Here is a 14,766-nt window from a genome sequence, read left to right as displayed (position 1 = left end):
ATGGTGGGTGAAAATGACTGGGCTGGGTTCACTGGAACGCGCAGTGATGGACGTGCTGTGGTCAGCCGGTGCGGCGATGTCGGTGCACGACCTAGTCGAGGAACTCCACGACCGCGAACCGGCCTACACCACAGTGCTCACCGTCGTCACCAACCTGCACAAAAAAGGGTTCGTCGGTCGAGAAAAAGTCAGCCGCGCCTACCGGTACTTCCCCATGCAGACCCGTGAAGAGGCCACCTCACGCACCTTGCGTCAGGTCCTCGACGCCAGCGGGGACTCCGCGGCAGTACTGATGCACTTCGCCCAGACCGTGACACCCGCCGAGCGTGAAGTGCTCAGCGAATACCTCACCCTTAAACCTCGCCACACCCGCGGCGGCGGCACCAAAGCCTAAGCCATAGAAACCCTCCGACAAGGGAAACTCCGGCGAGGCCCAGGCCCGACTACTCAACCGGTCGCGCGCCCCTTGACTGCTGGGAGTAGACGCGCCACCAGCGCACCGGCCACACCCGCAGCGAAGGCCGCAGCACTCAGAGCCGACACCCAGTCGTGCACATCCACAGCGGTCAGCACCCGCAGCTCAACCGGATCACCGCGCCCGACTCCTGAGCGGGGGTCGGATGGCACGAGATCCGACGTTCGGAGCAGCATCACCAGCCAGAACGCGGCCACCGCCTCAAACATCACCACAGCAAGACCCACCGCACGGGAGATCGTACGGGCAGGACCGCGCGGGCCGAACCGACCCGCACGCCGCACCGCGACACCGTCAGTCATGCCTCACCACCTCCCCGCACACCCGCATCACACCCCACTTCTACTAACCACCTTCGTATTTTGTGGCCATCGGGCGTGGGCGCCGGGAACGAGGGTCTCGAAGCAATCACCACAGGAGGCCGGCCGGGCCAGGCGGAAGACTATCGCGGCCACCAGACCGAAAATCGCGATCACACTGCCAGTACGGACCCACCTCGGGGGTCGATTGAGCTCTGCCCTCAACGCCAACTCGGCAATCGGATCAGCAGGCACCACACCACCCTCGATCGGCCCGCCCGTGGCGGCGAACACGATGAACACCCACATCGCCGAGGCCATCCACACGAGCGAGTCCACCATCACCGCCAACGACGCGCCGTGCAGACGAGCAGAAGACAGCATGAACGCCCCAACACAGAGCAGCGCCAACACGATAGCCGCCGCGAAAAAGCCCTGGGGAGCAACCACCATCACGCCGCCGGCCGCACTCACAGCAAGCGCACACGAAACGAGCGCCCGCCAAGCCTCCCCACCTCGACCCGGCCGACGGGCAGCGGCGACACCACACGCTACGACCGCACCGAACAGCCCCAAGAGTGCCCCTTGGGCCACAACGCTTGCGATCACCGCGCCTCCAACAGCCATCTTGAAACTAATCCAAATAGTAGTTCAGATGAGCCGGAGGACGCTGAGCGGAGGGGGAGTAGCCCTACCCCATGGATGAACCGAGGCCTCCCGAGGCGAGGAACCCTGGGCCGCGCTCACACCAGTCCCTAAAAGGTGTCTGCCACCCGACTTCGAGAGTGACCGCGCGGTACACGCCAAACTGGCGTGCCCGTAACTGGAAGCGCAACAACCAAGTGCTCTCTGGTATCAGATCTCCTGGCAGGTCCCCGATAGCCGGTCCAGGCAGGGGTCACGGTAGTAATGGCGCAAAAAACAACGAAGTTCGCGTAGTGCCTGGTCAGCGGGTAGACGGACGCTCTTGTTGGTGGCCGCTATCGGTGGCTGCGGTCGGGGCCGATGAGGCTGGTGATGCCGCGCATGGCTGCCGGTGAGGGTTTGAAGTAGCGGCGTAGGTTCTCGGGTTTGCGGTGGCGGGACTTGGCCATCAGCTCCACCAGGCTGGCACCGGCCTCGCCGAGATGCGTCAGGCCGGAATGCCGAAGTTCGTGCAGATCCCAACCGGTGCCGGGCCCATTCGTCGCGGTGGCGGCATCCAGCACGGCGCGGGCCTGGCCGTAGGACAGCCGGGCCAGCCCGGTGTCGGGGCAGATGTCCCGGTCGGCGGCGGCCTTTCCGGGGCCCGGTCGGCGGTGGGTGACGAACAGCGGTCCGCGGGTGCGGCCCTTGGTGAGGCGTGGCAGGAGCCGGGCGGTGCCCGCGTCCCAGTACACGAGCTCGTGCGCGTACTCGTGGTAGGTGGCACCGCGGCGGCGGGTGCGGGGCTTGGCGCCCTTGGACTTCACCGGGCAACACCGCCCGGCCAGATCGAGGTCCTCGATGTTGACCTGGAGCAGTTCCTCGGTGCGGGCGCAGGTTTCGTAGAGCATCCGCCACAGCGTCTTCTCCCGGAGGTCGATGTCGCGGCGGGCGATGAGCCGGTCGATCGCGGTGCGCGAGTGCACCGGGGTGGTGGAGTCCGGTGGAGTGGAGCGTTTCACCCAGGCCGGGACCGCCGGGGCGGTGTGGCCGTGCTCGCGGCACCACGCCAGCCACGACGCGACCGCGGCGCGGCGGGCGTTCCAGGTGTTGACTGCTGAGGAGCCCCACAGGGTTTCGAGGGTTTCACCGATCTCATCGTCGGCGACGTCGGCCAGCCGCCGGGTCTCGCCGAGCGTGGCGGTGGTCTTGTCGACGGCGATGCCGTAGGCGCGGCGGGTGTTCGGGGAGCCGATCGAGTCGAGGAAGCTGTCGCCGGCGGCGCGGACGGTGATCCCGGACGGCACGGTGGTACCTCCCTCACTGGGCTTGCCGCAGATAACAGGTCCGCGTCGCGCACCGCCGGAGCGGAGTCGGCGCAGGCCGGATGTCATGATGCTACAGATAACAGGGTGTTATCCGTGGCAGTCGGAAAATGGCCTCACCCGAGTACCGGGCGATGCTCATGGGGTGTCTATGCGCCGATTTCGCGGTGGACGCCGCCGGCGGCGGTGTTGACCGCTTCGGCGAGGGTGGGGTGGATGTGGATGGCTTGGGCGAGTTGGGTGTAGGTGGCGCCGGTGGTCATGGCGATGACGGCCTCGTGAACGAGGTTCCCGCCGTCGGGTCCGGCGATGTGGCAGCCGAGGATACGGTCGGTGGCGGCGTCGGCGACGAATTTGACCAGGCCGCGGGTGTTGCCGATGGCGCGGGCTTTCACGACGCCGGTGAAGTCCTGGCGCCCGACGACGACGTCGTAGCCGGCGGCGCGGGCGGCAGGTTCGGTGAGCCCGACGGCGCCGACTTCGGGGTCGGTGAACACCGCGTGCGGCACGATGCGCCCGGTTGTGGTGCGGTCCTGGCTTCGGAATATGGTGCGGTAGACGATGTCGGCGTCGTCGCGGGCGGTGTGGGTGAACATGGGCCCGCCGCGCAGATCGCCGAGCGCCCAAACATTTTCGGCGTCGGTGCGCAGGGAGGCGTCGACGGTGAGGAAGCCCTGTGGGTCGGGTTCGAGACCGAGGTACTCGAGGCCGAGATTGTCGCTGTTGGGGGTGCGTCCTGTCGCGATCAGCAGGTGGCTGCCGGTGATGTCGTCGGCTTCGCTGCCGGTGCAGCCGAGCCGGATGTTCCCGGTGGTGCCGGTGGCCGCGGTGCAGGTGGTGCCGGTGAGCACGGTGATGCCGTCGGCGGTCATGCCCTCTCTGACGGCGGCGGAGATGTCGGGGTCCTCGCCGGGCAGCAGCCGGTCGGCGCGTTGGATGAGGGTGACCTCGGAGCCGAATCGCCGGAACATTTGGGCGAACTCGCAGCCGACGTAGCCTCCGCCGACGACGAGCAGATGTGAGGGCAGGTCGGTGAGGTCCAGCAGGGTGCGGGAAGTGAAGTAGGGGACGGTGTCGAGGCCGTCGATGGCGGGGATGGTGATCCGGGTCGGGGCGGACAACACCCCGTGGCCTTACGGGCGCGGCGCCGCAGGGTGTAGCCGACGGCGGCGGCCACGACCAGCACGCCTGCGGCAAGCAGCCACGGGCTGGTCAAGACACCGCCGAGACCGGCGAGCACGCCGCCGGCGATCAGGGCGGGACCGGCGCAGCAGGCGACCATCACCAGCACGCCACCGGCCACTGCGAGCAGACCACCGAACCCGCCCGAGTCGTTGTCGGGTGTGTTCATCGCCTTGTTGTCGGGTGTGTTCATCGCCGCCCACTACCGTCCGCGGCGGGGATGCGCGGGCAGCAGCCCAGCGCGGCGGAGTTGTCGGCCGCCAGCGACCGCGCCAGCATCACCAGGTCAGCTACCCGCGGATCACCCACGGAGTACCGCAGTTTCTTCCCGTCGCGGCGCGCGAGGACATACCCGCAGTCGGCCAGGCAGGACAGGTGTACCGACACCCGGGGCTGCGAGATGCCGGCGTGTTCGACGCAGTCGGCGGAGGTGCGCTCCCCGGCGAGGATGAATTCGAGGAGCTTGAGCCGGGTCGGATCCGACAGGGCGCGAAAAAACTTCGCCGTCGTATCCAGATGCGTACACGCCGACTCGGCACCGGGCACGGTGACAGTGGCGGTGGTGGACCGGGCCATGGGATCGCCTCCACGAGACTTGAACTATTCGGATAAGCGCATAATATGGTTCCGGTAGATATTCGTCAACACGAATAGCAGCCGTTGTCGGTTCAGCGGTTGCCCGACCAGGAGGCACCCTCGTGACCTTGACAGATTCCCGCGCCGATCTGGCGATCATCGGTTCCGGCTCGGCGGCGTTCGCCGCCGCCATCGCCGCGGTCAACCTCGGCAAACGGGTGGTGATGGTGGAGCGCGGGACGGTCGGGGGCACGTGCGTGAACGTCGGGTGTGTGCCCTCGAAGGCGCTGCTGGCCGCCGCCGAGGCCCGCCACGCCGCCGAGGCGGCGGGCCGGTTCCCCGGGCTCACCCCCGCCGAGGTGCCGCTGGATTTCCCCGCCCTGATCGCGGGCAAGGACGCGCTGGTCGGGCAGCTGCAGGCGGAGAAGTATGTCGACCTGGCCGCCGACTACGGGTGGGAGATCGTCTCCGGCACCGCGGTGTTCGACGGCAGCGCCGAGGCACCCGTGCTGCGGGTCGCGCGCGCCGAGGGCGGTGTACGGGTGATCGAGGCCGACCAGTATCTGATCGCCACCGGTGCCGCGCCCTGGGCTCCGCCGATCGACGGCCTCGTTGAGGCCGGGTATCTGACCTCGACCACCGCCATGGACCTCCAGCAGCTGCCGGAGTCGCTGATCGTGGTGGGTGCGGGCTATGTGGGGCTCGAGCAGGCCCAGCTGTTCGCCCGCCTGGGCAGCAAGGTCACGGTGATCGCGCGTAGCCGGCTGACCTCGGGTGAGGAACCGGAAATCTCGGCCGCGCTCGAGGCCGTCTTCGCCCACGAGCGCATCGACGTGCTCACCGCCGCCACCGTCGAGAAGGTCCTCGCCGACGACGGGCACAAGGTGGTGACCGTGCGCACCGGCGGCGGCGCCAGCACCGAGCTGCGGGCCGAGCAGGTGCTGATGGCCACCGGCCGCCGCCCCAACACCGCCGGGCTGGGCCTGGATGCGGTCGGCGTCGCCGTCGACGAGCGGGGCGCGGTCGTGGTCGACGACCGCCAGCGCAGCAGCAATCCGCGCATCTGGGCGGCCGGGGACGTGGCCGGGGATCCGCAGTTCGTGTACGTGGCCGCCGCGCAGGGCACCCTGGTCGCCGACAACGCCCTGGCCGGTGCCGATCGCGTCCTGGACTACACCACGGTGCCGCGCGTGACGTTCACCAGCCCCGCGATCGCCTCGGTCGGACTGACCGACGCGCAAGCCGCCGCGGCCGGGCTGGCCTGCCAGTGCCGGGTGCTGGGGTTGTCGAGCGTGCCGCGGGCGCTGGTCAACCGGGACACCCGCGGCCTGGTCAAGATCGTCGCCGAAGCCGGCACCGGCCGGATCATGGGCGTGCACGCCCTCAGCGACGGCGCCGGGGACCTGATCACCGCCGCCACCTATGCGATGACCGCGGGTCTGACCGTCGACCGGCTCGCCCACACCTGGGCGCCGTACCTGACCATGGCCGAAGCGCTGAAACTGACCGCGCAGACTTTCACCACCGACGTCACCAAACTGTCCTGCTGCGCAGGCTGACGCCGTCGGACGGGAGGCAGTGATGAACGGACACATGACGATCGGGGACCTCTCGGCCCGCACCGGGGTGCCGGTGAAGGCGCTGCGCGAGTACACCGACCTCGGCCTGATCTACACCCTGGGCCGCAGCCCGGCCGGCTACCGCCTCTACACCGACGACGCGGAGTGGTGCGTGCGGTTCATCGGCGAGCTGCGCGGCCTCGGGCTCACCATCGCCGAGATCTGCCAGCTCACCTCCACCGACCGTGACGACCACGGCCGTTCGGTCGGCGCCCATCTCGCCGAGCTGCTGCAGCGGTCGCGGCAGCGGCTGCGCCAGCGCATCGCCGATGCCGAGCAGATCCTCGACCGCATCGACGCCTTCGAAACCGCACACCGTGCGCATCTGGCCACCGACGACCTGTGCTGGGCCGGTGACCCGTGCGGATGCGAGCTACGGGCTTGACCCTCACCCCGGGGACAGACCCTACCGTCGGCACCGTCACTGTCCGATCGCCCTCGAGGAGTCCGATCCCATGAGTACCGACAACCTCACTGCCGACGTTTTCGCCAAGATCCTGCCCGCCGGCCGGGACCGGGCGCTGATGCGCGCCGCGCTGCGGCTGCTCACCCACGGCACCCCGGTCACCGTCACCGAACTCGCCGCCGCCGCGGGAGTGCCCGACCTCGACCCCGCGCAGACGCCGATCGGCGCCGACGTCGAATACGACGAGGCCGGCCGGATCGTCGGCTGGGGCCTGACCCTCAACCCGACCCCGCACCGGTTCAGCGTCGGTGGCCACCAGCTCTACACCTGGTGTGCCCCCGACACCCTCATCTTCCCCGCCGTCATCGGCGCACCCGCCTGCATCGAATCCGACTGCCCGATCACGGGCACCACCGTGCGCCTGACCATCGACCCCGTCACCGGGGTCAGCGACCTGGAACCGGCCACCGCGATGGTGGCCTTCGTCGACCCCGACCGGATCCAGCCCGGTCACCTCCGCGCCACCTGCTGCAACCCGCAGATGTTCCTCGCCACCTCCGACGCCGCCCACCACTGGCAGGCGAAATTCCCAGGCATGACGGTGCTGCCGGTCACCGACGCCTACCACCAGCTCGCCCGCCCCCTCGCCGACGCGATCACCGACCCGACCACGACCACCGGAACCAGCGCCTGCTGCTAGATCGCGCCGCCGCCGATCCGGGCCGGCGCTGCGGGTCAGAACAGGGTGTCCCGCACGCGCAGCGGCCGGTACCCGGTGGGGCCGAGCTGGGCGAGTTCGGCGTCGATGTCGACCTCGATGGCGCCGAAGAAGTTGATGTTCTCGCTGTGGGCCGGGGAGATGTGCGTCAGCACCTCGTCGTCGATGCGCCGCCCGGCCCGCCGCATCTGTTCGGTCGCCAGCCCGTAATACTCTGTGGTCCAGGCGATGACGGCGTTGGTCGCCAACGTGAGGCACCATGCCTGTTCGGTCTGTCCCTCCAGGTGCCTCGCGCGCACGGCGCCTTCGTGCGCGTAGAGCAGGTCGCGGCGGAGCGCGTGCAGGGATTCGCCCTTGTTGAGCTGTCGGGAGATCTTGCGCCGATAGCCCGGGTCGGACAGGTACCGGGCGGCGTAGATCGTGCGCCGCAGCGCCCCGTATTCCTTGAGCGCCGCCGCGAGGGCGTTCTGCCGGCCCGACGCGGAGAGCTTGCCGACCAGCAGCGACGCGGTGGCGTGCCCGAACTTCAGCGACCCGCTCAGCCGGAGCAGGTCGTCGTAGTGCTCGGCGATGAGATCCAGATTCAGCTTGCGGGTCAGCAGCGGCCCGGCGTGCGGGAACGCGGACTCCACCTGGGCCCGAGGCGCCGCCCGATACAGGGTGATCCGGCCCAGGTCCCGGATGCGGGGCGAGAGCTGCAATCCGAGCAGGTCGAACAGCCCGAAGTTCACGAGGGTGACGCCGTGCGTGTCGGTCGCATGCTCGGTGATCGGCAGATCCGTTGCATTGCCGAGGATTTCGTCCAGCACGTAGTGAGCTTCGCGTCTCGTCGCGACGATGACCTTGGTGCCGTAGGTGGCGTGCTGATCGGTGACATGGGTATACGTGCTCAGTCCTTCGTTCGCGAAATAGCGGCTCAACGCTCTGGCGGTGACCGATTTGCCGCGGGTCGGGAACCGTTGCCCATCACTCGACGACAGGGTGCCGGCGCCGAAGACCGGGGTCAGCGGCAGCCTTTGGTGGTAGTCGATGATCGTCAGGTTCGCCGCCCGCAGCGTCTCCTCCCGCACATACCATTCGCTGGTCCAGGCCAGGATGTCGTAGGAGAGGCCCGACGCCTCGGCCATTCGGGTCAGCCCGAGGTTGGTGGAGTAGGCCAGCAGGACGGCGATGAGGTTGCGTTTCAGCTCCGGGCTGCGGGCCTGTTTGCCGCCGGCGTGGGTGAAGCAGTCCAGGTAGCCGGTGCGTTTGTCCAGCTCGATCAGCAGCGACACGATCGGCGCGAACGGCAGCATCTCCGTCAGCTCGGCCTTGAGCGCCGTCGCCTCCGCGGGCACATCCTCCGCCGACAGCGGTGAGATCACCAGGTCACCGGCCTCATCGAGACGGACCGGCCCGTCGCCGCCGGCGAGCACCTTCTCCAACTCGCCCATAGCGGCGTCGAGCTCGTCGGTGGCGGTCGCCAGCGCGCGAGCGGGATCAGCGGACTTGCCGACCAGGCGGCAGAACTCGTCACGCTGCGGCTCCCACGCCTGCGGGGTCAGCAGGTACGCGGCCGGGTCGGCGTAGCGGCGCGACCCCGGCACGAACACATCCCCGCTGCGCAACCCGTCACGCAGCCCCAGCAGCACGCACAGCTCCCAGTAGTGCCGATAGGCGGTGGTGTTACCGGCTTTGCGGGCCTCGTCGAGGTAGCCGCGCCACTTCGTCGGCACGAACCCGGTCGGCGCGTCGTCGGGCACCTTGCGGGTACCGGTCGCGTTCAGCTCCCGCAGCATGTGCACCCCGATCAGCAGCTCGGTCGCGGCGGTGCCGCCGGCGAACCGGACTGTCGACAGCACCTGCGGGGTGAACTGCCGCAGGTAGGAGTACGAGCTGTCCAGAGCGGCCAGGTGCCCGTGATCGCGCGGCAGCCGAGGCTTGGCCTGCGCGACCGCGGCCCGCAACCGCTCCCATCCGATCCGATCGCCCCGGATCAGGCCGCCGATCTCCTCGTCGGGGATCTGCAGGTCACAGACGATCGCCAGCAGGTCGTCGAGCAACCCCTGCCGATCCTCTCCGGCCTTACCGCGCTCGGCCAGCTCGTCGCGCATCCGGCGTTCGGCCTTGCTCAACCTGGCCGAGATCGCCTGATCGAACAGCTGCACCACCTCGTCGAGCACATCGGTGGCCGACTGCGCCAACACGGTGAGCAGAATCGGGTAGCGGCGTTGCGGATCCCGGCGTTCGAGGGCTTGGCCCGTCAAGCGGCGGCCCACCGTCGCCAGGAACCGCCGCCGCTCCGCCGGCAGCACCGACATGTCCAGCTCATCCGCGCCCAGGTTGCGCAGGAACACCAGCTTCTCGACCTCGGCCTTCACCGCGGTCGCCGACGCCTCCACCGGGCCGGTCGACAACCACCGCAACCGCGACATCTCGATCGACGGGTCGACGACCAGCAACGCATTCAGTTCCTTACACCGCTGCGGCGTGAACTCGCGCGCCAACCGGTCGTAGGTCTCCCGCTGCGCCCGCGTGCGAGCGTGCGCGACCCGGCGGACCACCGTTTCCGGGCCCGGCCGGATCACCCGCGCCGAGATCAGGTACTCACACGCCAGCCGGAACAACAGCGTCGGCGAATCGTGCTCCATCGCCCGCGCCAGCAGAAACTCATCCAGCTCCTTCAACTCCATCGCCCCGGCAGGCCGCCACCCCAGATACTGGGCCACCAGCCGCACATGCTCGGTCCGCGTCTGCGCCCGCTTGCCATACGAACGAAGCTGCGCTGCATCGATATTCAGCTGATCCGCCAGCCGGGCCACCGCCACCGGCGGCGCCGACGGCACCTTGTCCGGCACGAACCCCAGCCACGGCAAGGTGCACAACGCCACCGCCAGGCCCAGACGGACCGCAGGGCCCCTGCCCTGCGGAGCAACAAACGCCAGATCCGCCGGGGTCAGCGTGAAGTACCGGAACAACTCCTCACGACTGATCTCCGGGAACTCCCGCAGGCGCTGCAACTCCTCGTCCGCGAATACCCGCGTCGCCACGAACCCCAGCCTCCAACACGCCGACCAACCTCATCGGCAGACAAGCCAAGCACCAACCACCCCGGCCCGCAGCCCGAACCGAGAAATCGCCGCTGACCAGGCACTACGCGAACTTCGTTGTTTTTTGCGCCATTACTACCGGGACCCCAGGCAGTTCTAGAGCCAGTTTCTTCTAGCTGTCGGTCAGTCGATCTCGCAGCCCACAGGGTGGTGCTGGTGGGTGCATCGGGCAGCGTACTCGGCCGGGGTCTGGTAGCCCAGCGCCGAGTGGCGGTGCCGGTGGTTGTGGTCGTCTTTGAAATCGTCGATCACCACGCGAGCTTCGAGCAGGGTGGGCCAGCAGTTGCGGTTCAGGCACTCGTCGCGAAGCCGGTTGTTGAACGATTCGATGAATCCGTTGTTCCACGGCGTGCCGGGCGGAATATAGGAGATGCCTACCGACCCTGCACAGAACGCCTGGAGCGCCTCTGAGATGAACTCAGGGCCGTTGTCCATGCGTAGCACCATGGGTGGGCCACCCCAGATCGCGAAGGTCTTCTCCAATTCCTCGACCAACCGGTCGGCGGTGATCGAGCGATCCACGATGTTGAGCAACGACATCCGGGTGTGTTCATCGACCATTGATGCGATCTTGACCTTCTTGCCATCCACGGTCGAGTCAAACTGAAAGTCCAATGCCCACACCACCTTCGGCGCATCCGCCGCCACGATCGGCACTGACGATTGCCCGGCTCGTTTGCGCCGCGGCGCCCGGCGCACCTGCAGGCCCTCCTCCGTCCACAGCCGATGCACCTTCTTCTTGTTCACCTCGATACCGTCGTCGAACCGCAGGTGCGCCCACGCCCGCCGGAACCCGTGTCGCGGGTGCTTGCGGGCGTAGGTGCGTAGCTGTGCACGCATACCAGCGTCCGGGTCGGCCGGTGTCTGAGCCAACGGCAGACGCCGGTAGGTAGACCGTGAAAGCCCAACAACCCTGCACGCCATACGTTCTGACATGTTCTTCACGTCTTTGAGCATGTCGATCGCGGCGCGTTTGGCGGTCGGGCTCAGAATTTTCCCTTGGCGATCTCCCGCAGCGCGTCTTTCTCCAACTCGGCGTCGGCGAGCAGGCGCTTGAGCCGGCCGTTCTGCTCGCGTAGCTTCTTGAGTTCCTTGGCGGCATCAGCGTCCATACCGCCGTACTGGCGGCGCCAGTTGTACAAGGTGGCCGCCGACACCTCGAGGTCGGCGGCGATCTCCTCGCCGTTCTTGCCCTCGGCCGCCAGTTCATCGGCTCGGCGCAACTTGCGCACGATGTCCTCAGCCGAGTGACGCTTCCGTCCCGCCATGATCCCTATCGTCCCTTCTCCGCCCTCAACAGGGCAATCAGGACTCTAGAACCACCCGGACCGGTTCACGGGGGACACGCCACTCCGACCGTGGGTGAGTGCGATTGACGGGCTTTGCAGCCGAGGCGCGTGCCGCGCCGTGTGCCGTTGATCGCGACCGCAAGAGTGTTGCGGCTCAATCTTGTGTCTGCGTGAACGCTGGTAGCAGGATCGCACCGATGAACCACGGGGCGTCGTCAGCGTCAAGGCGTCCGGCGCGTACTTCCTCGGCTGCCGCGTTCATCACCACGTGGGTGGTGGTCAGGAGCCACGTCACGGGCAGATCAGTTCGGAACGCATCTTCGCGTTGTCCACCTCGATCGGATTGCTGGTCGCCGGCCCGGTTGTCGGGCTGTGGTTCGTCATCCGCCAGCTGCGCGCTCAACGTCATCATCGGCTGGGTGCTCACTACAGCCGTCGTGGCCGGGGTGAACCGTCTGATCAACCGCTCCTAACCTCGGGTGCGACCTTCGAGATCACCCTCGACCGGCGGAGCCGCTGACGTTACGTCAGAGAATGTTCAAATACATACTCCCCCAACGCCTTTCAGCTGGTAGCGAGACGTGTTGAAGTAGGACGAGTAGCGACGGGAGTGCAGCGTGCCGTCCACGACACCAACCGGCCCGTGCGGCGAGCGCTACCAACAGGCACTGTAACCGCCACCCCACCATCCTCACCTCGAGCAGACGTATGCAGGGAGGAGTGGCACAACCACGCAGGGCCACTACAGCGAGTGGTCGGCAAAATGCGCGACACGCTGTCCACACCTCGGACGATCGTTGACAATGGCTCAATGGATGCTTCCGCCATCGTTGCCGCGATTGCCGCCGCCATCACTTTGGCTGCCCTGTACTTCACGCGACGACAAGTCAAGACCGCAGAAGAACAGACCGCAATCCAGCGGGGAATGTACAAAGATGCCGCTCAACCGTACGTCTGGGCAGATATCCGACCTCACGCCCAGCATGCTTCATTCATGATGCTCATCCTGAAGAATGAAGGACCGACCGTCGCTACCGACGTCTCACTGAAGATTAATCCAGGATTGCCGTCTGAATGGGCCCGGAACGAAGACCACGAGAAGTTCGCGAGCATGCGCTGCTTTGATTCGCTACCACCTGGACGTATGATGCAGTGGAATCTCGGATTGCCACAAGACCTCTTACCATCCCCCGATACTCCGGGTAACGGTGATGGGCGTTTCAAAATATCGATCTCTTTTCGTGGACCGAACGGGACGAAAACCACTTTAAGTTATTCGATAAACCTAAGCGAGTACCGATGGGTCGCAAAGACGACACCCGGCACCCCAATGACTATCGCAAAGTCAGTGGACGACGCCACCAAGACCCTATCCAAGGCAATCAATAACGTTGCGATACAGCTTTCCGAATAGCTTTTTCACGAACGGCAGCAGCGCAATTTCGGAAGCAGGGCTGTCAGTAGTATAGCTCCTAGTCTGGCAGCCCTCCCTCTGAGCGTCGCTCTTGAATTAAAGCATCAAGAACAGCTTGATCTCGAAGCATGGACCGCGGAATAGGTGCAGGCAGGCCGAGTTGATCAAGTAGCTCTCTCAATGAGACGGGGACAGGGCCAGGCTGTAACGTCGTCCACGAACCCAATAGATCAGCGATGTCTCTGGGAGTCGTGGAGAATGCTTCACCGAGGCCCTCGAACAACGCTAGGTCACTCAGCCTCAGTGGCACAGGGGCTCGCGCGGAGCCCCGCAACTCCTCGAACGGCGCAGACCTTGTAATCCAATCCAACCGGACGGAGGTTATGTTTGCGAGACCGTTATTCGGCACAACAACGTACGGTATGAATACCGGATTCGCCTCAACTCCAAAGGATAAGTGCTCCCTAATCAATCTCGCAGTTGACAAAATCTGGTTGAACTTGCTTTCGACAAACGAAGTATCCATATCTTTGTCGTAGGCAGAGACGTCAGCAAGACCTTGAGCAAGCCTGGCACTCAGGTGGTGATTCGTTGCGTCAATGAGAATGCAGGCACGTCCCGCAACCAACAGGAAATCGCAGACCGAAGGGGCTTCCCCTTTAGTACTAGACCACTCCTCCCGCATTTCGCTTTCATATACTACCCTCGAAATTTTGGAACTATAGGATGCAATCCGCCCCAGAATGTCACCAGCGACACGCTCGAACGCATAATTCATTGCAAGGCTGAATGCCTCGGCCGCTGAACCTGGCTTCGCAGGACCAAACGAGAAAAATGTTTGCCAATACAACTGCGAACCAAAGAACCTATCAACAATCCATTGATATCGGAGCGCAAAAACTGTGTCGTCGTCGTCCCGAAGAAATGGACGTTCCGTGAAAACGTATCGCTGATTCGTAACCGGACCCTGCTCGCGATCACGACGAAGCCTGCGCGCATAATCATTCGCCGAATATGCCATGTTCTTAAGTACGAACTCTACGGCGCATTCGGTAGCACCAGCACGCACTAGGTCCGAGCGTCGAACAACGAACCGCCCAGAGGAAACGATCTCGCTAATGATCTGGCCTGCAACCATGACATCGAGCAGCGGGATGCCATTTGCGAGTTCGAAAGCCTCAGCCGGGTTGGCACCTACTCGCGCGTCACTCACGCGTGCCGGCCAAGGCCGAAACCACAGATCGTACGTTAGAGCCTTGATCAACTCGATCTTGACGGGTTCATTGCTAAGGAAATTCGCCATATCATCCAATGCATGCTGACGAATCGCCGCGATGGTCTCGTCAGAGGTATACGCTTCGATCTCTGCGATGTACGCACCGACGTCGGCGGGGTCTGGGTTCGCCATTGAATCGAGTGCGTTCTGTACGCTTACGTGTTCCGTCGTAATGGACATAACTAGCTCAATCACGTCACTTGTTTCGATATCACGTACCCCGGATGATCCCTCTGTGACTGGACACGACTCAAAGACTTCTCGTATGAGTTGCGTTACTGATCGAGGGGGTACGAGACGATGGGTGACCCCGATCATCGGAGACAGCCGGTTAGCCCACTCCGCCCCAACTTCTGTCAGGAGTTCACGTTCGACACTCACCTCTGACCAGTCAGTCGTAGTAGCAACGTCAAGTCGAGACTGCATTGCTGCCAACGCATGAAGAGCCGATCTCTGGGAAATCTGTCCAAGTCG

The 14,766-nt window shown here is 65.6% G+C and carries 14 protein-coding genes; 5 read left to right on the top strand and 9 right to left on the bottom strand.

Annotated elements, in window-relative coordinates; all coding sequences use genetic code 11:
* The first annotated feature begins 13 nt into the window (after positions 1-13).
* The gene (locus tag IHQ52_RS14190) at positions 14-394 is read left to right on the top strand and encodes a BlaI/MecI/CopY family transcriptional regulator (protein WP_005180013.1); all 381 of its coding nucleotides are present in this window, start codon (positions 14-16) and stop codon (positions 392-394) included.
* 53 nt (positions 395-447) lie between these two features.
* Here the strand turns inward: IHQ52_RS14190 and IHQ52_RS14185 are convergent, their stop codons facing one another.
* The 5 genes from IHQ52_RS14185 to IHQ52_RS14165 all read right to left on the bottom strand — a co-directional run bounded on the left by IHQ52_RS14185 (position 448) and on the right by IHQ52_RS14165 (position 4,481).
* Positions 448-777 (bottom strand): hypothetical protein, encoded by a 330-nt coding sequence (locus tag IHQ52_RS14185; RefSeq protein WP_005195283.1) that lies wholly within the window; start codon positions 775-777, stop codon positions 448-450.
* Positions 778-804: 27 nt separating this feature from the next.
* Entirely contained in the window at positions 805-1,248 is a 444-nt protein-coding gene (locus IHQ52_RS14180; protein ID WP_231742666.1) for a hypothetical protein, read from the bottom strand.
* A gap of 506 nt (positions 1,249-1,754) precedes the next feature.
* Positions 1,755-2,705, bottom strand: coding sequence for a tyrosine-type recombinase/integrase (locus IHQ52_RS14175; protein WP_005195278.1), 951 nt, complete (start codon positions 2,703-2,705; stop codon positions 1,755-1,757).
* A gap of 167 nt (positions 2,706-2,872) precedes the next feature.
* A complete protein-coding gene (locus IHQ52_RS14170; RefSeq protein ID WP_005195276.1) occupies positions 2,873-3,847 on the bottom strand; it encodes a dihydrolipoyl dehydrogenase family protein in 975 nt (324 codons plus the stop codon).
* Between the two features lie 247 nt (positions 3,848-4,094).
* Positions 4,095-4,481 (bottom strand): ArsR/SmtB family transcription factor, encoded by a 387-nt coding sequence (locus IHQ52_RS14165; RefSeq protein WP_004018626.1) that lies wholly within the window; start codon positions 4,479-4,481, stop codon positions 4,095-4,097.
* Between the two features lie 122 nt (positions 4,482-4,603).
* Here IHQ52_RS14165 and merA point away from each other — a divergent pair, with 122 nt between their 5' ends.
* The 3 genes from merA (at position 4,604) to merB (ending at position 7,206) form a co-directional block, all read left to right on the top strand.
* Positions 4,604-6,040: a mercury(II) reductase gene (gene merA / locus IHQ52_RS14160; RefSeq protein WP_005195274.1), complete on the top strand. Its 1,437-nt coding sequence runs from the start codon at positions 4,604-4,606 to the stop codon at positions 6,038-6,040.
* 34 nt (positions 6,041-6,074) lie between these two features.
* Positions 6,075-6,485 (top strand): MerR family transcriptional regulator, encoded by a 411-nt coding sequence (locus tag IHQ52_RS14155; RefSeq protein WP_004018624.1) that lies wholly within the window; start codon positions 6,075-6,077, stop codon positions 6,483-6,485.
* Between the two features lie 70 nt (positions 6,486-6,555).
* Positions 6,556-7,206: an organomercurial lyase MerB gene (gene merB, locus IHQ52_RS14150; protein ID WP_005195267.1), complete on the top strand. Its 651-nt coding sequence runs from the start codon at positions 6,556-6,558 to the stop codon at positions 7,204-7,206.
* A 35-nt stretch (positions 7,207-7,241) separates the two neighbouring features.
* On the opposite strand, the gene IHQ52_RS14145 is transcribed toward merB, so the two are convergent.
* The 3 genes from IHQ52_RS14145 to IHQ52_RS14135 form a co-directional block, all read right to left on the bottom strand.
* Positions 7,242-10,253, bottom strand: a complete 3,012-nt coding sequence (locus IHQ52_RS14145) for a Tn3 family transposase (RefSeq protein WP_005195266.1) — start codon at positions 10,251-10,253, stop codon at positions 7,242-7,244.
* Between the two features lie 183 nt (positions 10,254-10,436).
* Positions 10,437-11,581 (bottom strand): IS3 family transposase gene (locus IHQ52_RS14140; protein ID WP_085950783.1). Its coding sequence is split into 2 segments (ribosomal slippage): positions 10,437-11,314 and positions 11,314-11,581, totalling 1,146 coding nucleotides; the frame shifts between segments, so codons are not numbered across the junction.
* A gap of 175 nt (positions 11,582-11,756) precedes the next feature.
* Positions 11,757-12,029: a hypothetical protein gene (locus tag IHQ52_RS14135; RefSeq protein ID WP_024497892.1), complete on the bottom strand. Its 273-nt coding sequence runs from the start codon at positions 12,027-12,029 to the stop codon at positions 11,757-11,759.
* A 384-nt stretch (positions 12,030-12,413) separates the two neighbouring features.
* Here IHQ52_RS14135 and IHQ52_RS14130 point away from each other — a divergent pair, with 384 nt between their 5' ends.
* Entirely contained in the window at positions 12,414-13,016 is a 603-nt protein-coding gene (locus tag IHQ52_RS14130; protein ID WP_139180018.1) for a COG1361 family protein, read from the top strand.
* Positions 13,017-13,074: 58 nt separating this feature from the next.
* Here IHQ52_RS14130 and IHQ52_RS14125 read toward each other — a convergent pair whose 3' ends face one another.
* Entirely contained in the window at positions 13,075-14,424 is a 1,350-nt protein-coding gene (locus tag IHQ52_RS14125; protein ID WP_139180017.1) for a hypothetical protein, read from the bottom strand.
* Between the last annotated feature and the right edge of the window lie 342 nt (positions 14,425-14,766).

Source organism: Gordonia amicalis, from assembly GCF_022059885.1.
Lineage (GTDB): Bacteria > Actinomycetota > Actinomycetes > Mycobacteriales > Mycobacteriaceae > Gordonia > Gordonia amicalis.
Note: the sequence above shows the minus strand (reverse complement) of the source record. Positions and strands in the feature narration are given on the sequence as shown.

What these genes read in the sequence shown, in the direction of transcription:
- IHQ52_RS14190 (WP_005180013.1), top strand. Translation starts at nt 14, where the DNA reads ATGACTGGGCTGGGTTCACTGGAACGCGCAGTGATGGACGTGCTGTGG.
- IHQ52_RS14185 (WP_005195283.1), bottom strand. Translation starts at nt 777, where the DNA reads ATGACTGACGGTGTCGCGGTGCGGCGTGCGGGTCGGTTCGGCCCGCGC.
- IHQ52_RS14165 (WP_004018626.1), bottom strand. Translation starts at nt 4,481, where the DNA reads ATGGCCCGGTCCACCACCGCCACTGTCACCGTGCCCGGTGCCGAGTCG.
- IHQ52_RS14155 (WP_004018624.1), top strand. Translation starts at nt 6,075, where the DNA reads ATGACGATCGGGGACCTCTCGGCCCGCACCGGGGTGCCGGTGAAGGCG.
- merB (WP_005195267.1), top strand. Translation starts at nt 6,556, where the DNA reads ATGAGTACCGACAACCTCACTGCCGACGTTTTCGCCAAGATCCTGCCC.
- IHQ52_RS14130 (WP_139180018.1), top strand. Translation starts at nt 12,414, where the DNA reads ATGGATGCTTCCGCCATCGTTGCCGCGATTGCCGCCGCCATCACTTTG.
- IHQ52_RS14125 (WP_139180017.1), bottom strand. Translation starts at nt 14,424, where the DNA reads ATGGCGAACCCAGACCCCGCCGACGTCGGTGCGTACATCGCAGAGATC.